General features: G+C 70.1%; 3 protein-coding genes. All 3 read right to left on the minus strand.

Annotated features, from left to right (window positions below):
- Window positions 1-61: 61 nt before the first annotated feature.
- Window positions 62-1,060, minus strand: coding sequence for a 4-hydroxythreonine-4-phosphate dehydrogenase PdxA (gene pdxA / locus RDU12_RS12260; RefSeq protein WP_308684841.1), 999 nt, complete (start codon window positions 1,058-1,060; stop codon window positions 62-64).
- The gene (locus RDU12_RS12265) at window positions 1,057-2,397 is read right to left on the minus strand and encodes a peptidylprolyl isomerase (RefSeq protein WP_308684843.1); all 1,341 of its coding nucleotides are present in this window, start codon (window positions 2,395-2,397) and stop codon (window positions 1,057-1,059) included. The genes pdxA and RDU12_RS12265 overlap by 4 nt, the downstream gene beginning before the upstream one ends.
- Before the next feature lie 98 nt (window positions 2,398-2,495).
- The coding region (locus tag RDU12_RS12270; RefSeq protein WP_374990217.1) for an LPS-assembly protein LptD at window positions 2,496-4,831 on the minus strand (2,336 nt) is incomplete at its 5' end.

The raw sequence follows: 4,831 nt of genomic DNA on the forward strand, positions 1-4,831 counted from the left end.
CCCCTCATCCGGGCCTCCGGCCCACCTTCTCCCCCGAGGGGAGAAGGATCAGAAGGGCGGCCTAGCCCGCCCTCGCCCTGGCCATCTCCCCCGCCAGCCGGATCGCCGCGATCACGCTGTCCGCCCGCGCCACGCCCTTGCCGGCGATGTCGAAGCCGGTGCCGTGATCGGGCGAGGTGCGCACCACCGGCAGGCCGAGGGTCGCATTGACCCCGCCCCAGAAGTCCAGCGTCTTGACCGGGATCAGGGCCTGGTCGTGGTACAGGCACAGCACGGCGTCGTAGCCGGCGCGGGCCTCGTCGTGGAACAGGGTGTCGGCGGGCAGGGGGTCGGTGATCGCGATCCCCTCGTTGCGTAGCGCCGCGGCCGCGGGGGCCAGCACCTCGATCTCCTCCAGCCCCAGGGCGCCGCCCTCGCCGGCGTGCGGGTTCAGCGCCGCCAGCGCCAGCCGGGGTCGGGCGATGCCGAAATCGCGCTTCATCGACTCATGGACGACGCGGGCGGTGCGCATGACGCGCTCGGCGGTGACCAGTTCCGGCACCTCGGCCAGAGGCGAATGGATGGTCACCAGACAGGCGCGCAGGTCTTTCGCGGTCAGCATCATCACCGGTCCGCGCACGCCCGGGAAGGGTGCGTCGGCGGTCAGTTCGGCGATGAACTCCGTGTGGCCGGGGAAGCGGAAGCCGGCGGCGTACAGCGGCGCCTTGGCGATCGGGGCGGTGACCAGGCCCGCGACCTCGCCGGCGAGGGCCAGGCTGACCGCCTGTTCGATCCAGTCGGCCACCGCTCCGGCGTTGGCGGCCTCGGGGCGGCCCGGCGTGACCGGGGCGGGCAGGGGCGAGTCGAGCACCGGCACGGCGCGGGGGAACGCCTGGCCGGCGTCGGCCGGAGCCGTGATCGCCTGCACGGGCACGCCCTGGGCGCGCATCAGGGCCGCGTCGCCGACGACGGCGAAGGGCCGCCCCCCGTCCTTCAGGGCCCGCCAGGCGGCGGCGATGATCTCGGGTCCCACGCCCGCCGGCTCGCCCATGGTCAGGGCCAGCGGCGGGGCCGGGGTCACTGCTTGAACTCGATCAGGGCGTCCTCGCGCAGGTCGCGCATGTAGCGGCGGGCGAGGGTGGCGAGGTTCTGGCGGAACAGCTGGTTTTCGACCACGCGTTCGTCGGGCGCCTCGGCCCCGCCGACGCGGCGGCCGCAGACGCCGACCAGATGCAGGCCCAGCGGCGTGCGGATAGGGGTGCTGACCGAGCCGACCGCGGCCGAGCGCGCCACCTGCTGGAATTGCGGGGCCAGGTTCTGCACGTCGGCCTCGCCGAGATCGGCGCCGAGCAGGCCCTGCTCCGAGGTCGCCCGTTGCAGCATGGTGTCGCAGGTCAGCTGCGGCTGGAGGGCCTGCAGCCGCTGCGTCGCCGCCGCCACCTCGGCCTCGCTCGCCGTCTCCGGCAGTTCGATCATCACCTGCTTCAGCTGCACCAGGCTCGCCGCCGCCCCGTCCCGCTTGTCCCGCATGTAGATGATATACACCCCCCCCTCGACCGGAATCGGCCGGGAAAGCTGCCCGATTTCAAGCTGATCCATCGCCGCCTGAAGGGTGGGATTGACGGTGCCGGCCACGATCCAGCCGGCGTCGCCCCCGCGCGCCGCCGAGGGGGCGGCCGAGAATTGCTGCGCCACGTTCTGGAAGGGCGCGCCCTGCACCATCTGCTGGACCAGCTGAGTGGCGCCGTTGATCGCCGCCTGCTGACCGCCGACCCTGGCGGCTTCGATGTAGATCTCGCCGATCAGATACTGCTTCTTGGACGCGGCCTCGGACATCTGCCGCATGGCGGCGTCGATCGCCCCCTGGCTGACCCGGGCCCGGGTCTGGAAACGCCCGCCGACCAGCCGCTGCCAACCGATCTGGGTCCGCAGCTGGTTGCGCAGCGTCTGCGGGCGAATGCCCCCCGCCTCGAGGAAGGACAGATAGGCCTCGCCCGTCACCCCGACTTCCTGGGCCATGGCGGCCACTTCCTGGTCCACCTCTTCGTCGGAGACCGTGAGGGTTTCGTAGTTCGCCAGCTCCTGAATCTGCAGGCGCTCGTCGATCAGGGCGTTCAGGGCTTCCTGCTGAATGGCCGGAATATTCTCCGGCGTCGGCTGGACCTGGGTCATGGCGATCAGCAGCAGCATGCGCTGGCGCAGATCAAATCCGGTGATGACGCTGTCGTTGACGGTGGCGAGAACGCCATCCGCCATCTGGAACTGCGGCGTGGCGGGCGGCGCGGCGGGCGGAACCTGTCCGGCCGCAGGGTTCAGCGTGCCCGCCGCCGCAGGTTCCTGCGGCGGGGTCTGGGCCACGGCCGTTCCGGCCAGGAGGGCGGCGATCGCCACGCCCGTCAAGTAACGCTGAAAACGCATGTCAGTCCTGGTTCCTCAAGCGGCGCCGTCGGTTCGAGCCCGGTTCTGGCGACCAGTGCATAACCGAATTCGCACGGCGGCCGACGCCCATCGCCCCGTCAATATCCTGTACCGCCGAAAGTGGCGAGGGTTAGGCGCACATAAGGGCCTTCCGAGGGGCCGGAGGGCCTTACGCTGGTGTTGTCCCGTCGCCAGCCCAGTTCGAACCGGAAACAATCATCGTCGAACAGAAGGCCGATTTCGGACTGGACCAGATAGCCGGGATCGACCTGCCCGGGGCGGGGCGTTCGCTCGAGGTCGGCGATGCCGGCGAAGGCCACGCCCCAGTTTCCGTACACGAATTGCTGTCCTGAAACCTGCAGGAATTCGTAGTTGCGGTTGTTGGGTCCGGCCAAGGGGTTGGAGCGGTCGAGGATGTAGCTGACGGTCGCCAGGTTCCGGCGGCCCCACCGGCCGTCCACGGCGATCTCGGCGCGCCGCACATTGCCGCTGGAATCGATCGTCGCGTGGCCCCACCCGCGGATGCGGTCCGACGGCGAGAAGTCGCCCTGGACGACCCAGTCGGAGGTATCGGCGGCCAGGCCGGAGGGGTCGTAGAGGTCGGCCGGGGAATCCGGCACGGGGATGAGGAAGGCGGGTTCCTCGTCCGACCGGAAGCTGCGGCCGATGAACAGGCTGGCCTGGCGACTGTCGTCCCAACGCACCGTGGTCCGCGCGCCGGTCGTGAGGCGCAGACCGCCTTCGTAGAGGTCGTAACCCGGGAAACGGTCGACCCGGAACAGCGAGCTTTCGTCCAGCTCGATCGTGGCGCTGTCTTCATTGGGAATGCGCGGGTCGAGGTCGGGATCGGTCGAGATCGACAGCTGCGCCATCGGCTCGATGATCACATCCGCGGTCCCGAAGCGGCGGATCAGGGGATAGCGGACGTCGACGCCGGCGGTGGCGCGCCCGCGGCCGATGGAGTCGGCATCCACGCCCAGGGCCGGCGGCAGATCCGCCACCGAATAGTGATCGGCCCGCAGATCGACGAACGGCTCCCAGCGCACGCCGATCGGCGAGATCATCGTCGTGCGCCAATCCGCCTGGGCCGAGACGCGGCGGCTGTCCACGCCGGGCAGGCCGAGGGCCGGCGGCGCCGGGACGACGGGCCTCAACACCGGGCTGCCGACATAGTCGTCGCGGGAGAGCGACACCGCGGATCCCCGCAGCCGTAGCCGTCCCCCCAGGACCGGGCCGTCAGGCTCCCATCGCGCCTCGACCAGTGGGGCGACGACCGGCAGGGCGCCGTCGCTCTCGAACTTGTTCAGGGCGGGCGTGACCGGATCGAACCGGGTGACGCGGAGGCTCTGCAGGGTGAAGGCGGCGACCGAGACATACGACCGGTCGGTCTGGTGCTCGGCGTAGATCTGGCTGATCAGCCGGCGCTGGTCGCCATAGTAGAGCCCGTTGTCCTGATAGGGATCGCGCACGTCATAGCGGTCGAACAGCGTCTTGTCCGAGGTCCGTTCCGCCGTGAATCCCCAACGCCAGGGGCCGTCCGGATCGAAGCGGCCATGACCGAGGAAATAGCTCCGGCTGGTGCGATCCCCGAATTTGACGTTGCTCTCCGCGTCGCCGTCGTCGTCCAGATCGAAGTCGCCGAAGTTGCGCTCGTAGGTGTAGCCGCCGCGCAGTACGACCGTGCCGTCACCGAACCGGCGACGCCACTGCAGGTTCAGCAGCGGCGCGACGCGGCTGTTGATCTGCGGGCTGAGCAGCCAGTCTTCCGACGGCGACACGACCCACAGGTAGGGAACCTCCAGGCTGAAGCCGCGCCCCTCATCGTAGCTGGGGGCGGGGACGAGGAAACCCGACGCCCGTTCGACCGTCGGATCGGGGTGGGCGAAATACGGCAGGTAGAAGAGCGGAACGCCGCCGACCCTGAACACCGCGTTTCGGTACAGCACGGCGCGCAGCGCTTCGTCCTGGACCACCTTCTCCGCCTGGATGGCGATGCTGGGTTCCCTGGGGTTTCCCTCGGCGTCGCAGATGGGGCAGGGCGTGAACAGGGCGTAGTTCAGCTCGTTGACGTTTTCGCTGCGCCGCACGGCCGTGGCCGCCATCAGGCTGGCCCCGTTGCGGAAACGGGTGGCGAAATCGACAGCGACGCCCGCCCTCAGGTCGGAATCGAGCTCCAGGTGGCTGGCGAAAACGACATTGCCCTCTGGATCGACGAACTCGACACGGTCATCGGCCGTCGCCACGCCGAGGTTGAGGTTGTAGGTCAGGCGTCCGGCGCGCAGCGTCGTGTTGCGGAAGCGGGCCAGGACGCGCTCCGTTTCGCCGGTGGCGGAGATCACGTCGCCGTCGCGCGCCGCCGTGTCAGCCTCCAAGTAGACGCCGTCCGCGGTCAGGCCGTCCGGACCGGGCTGGGTCGCGGGCGTCGCCGCCGGTG

Origin of the sequence: Brevundimonas sp., assembly GCF_031082345.1 — a bacterium.
Taxonomy (GTDB): domain Bacteria; phylum Pseudomonadota; class Alphaproteobacteria; order Caulobacterales; family Caulobacteraceae; genus Brevundimonas.

What these genes read in the sequence shown, in the direction of transcription:
- RDU12_RS12265 (WP_308684843.1), bottom strand. Translation starts at nt 2,397, where the DNA reads ATGCGTTTTCAGCGTTACTTGACGGGCGTGGCGATCGCCGCCCTCCTG.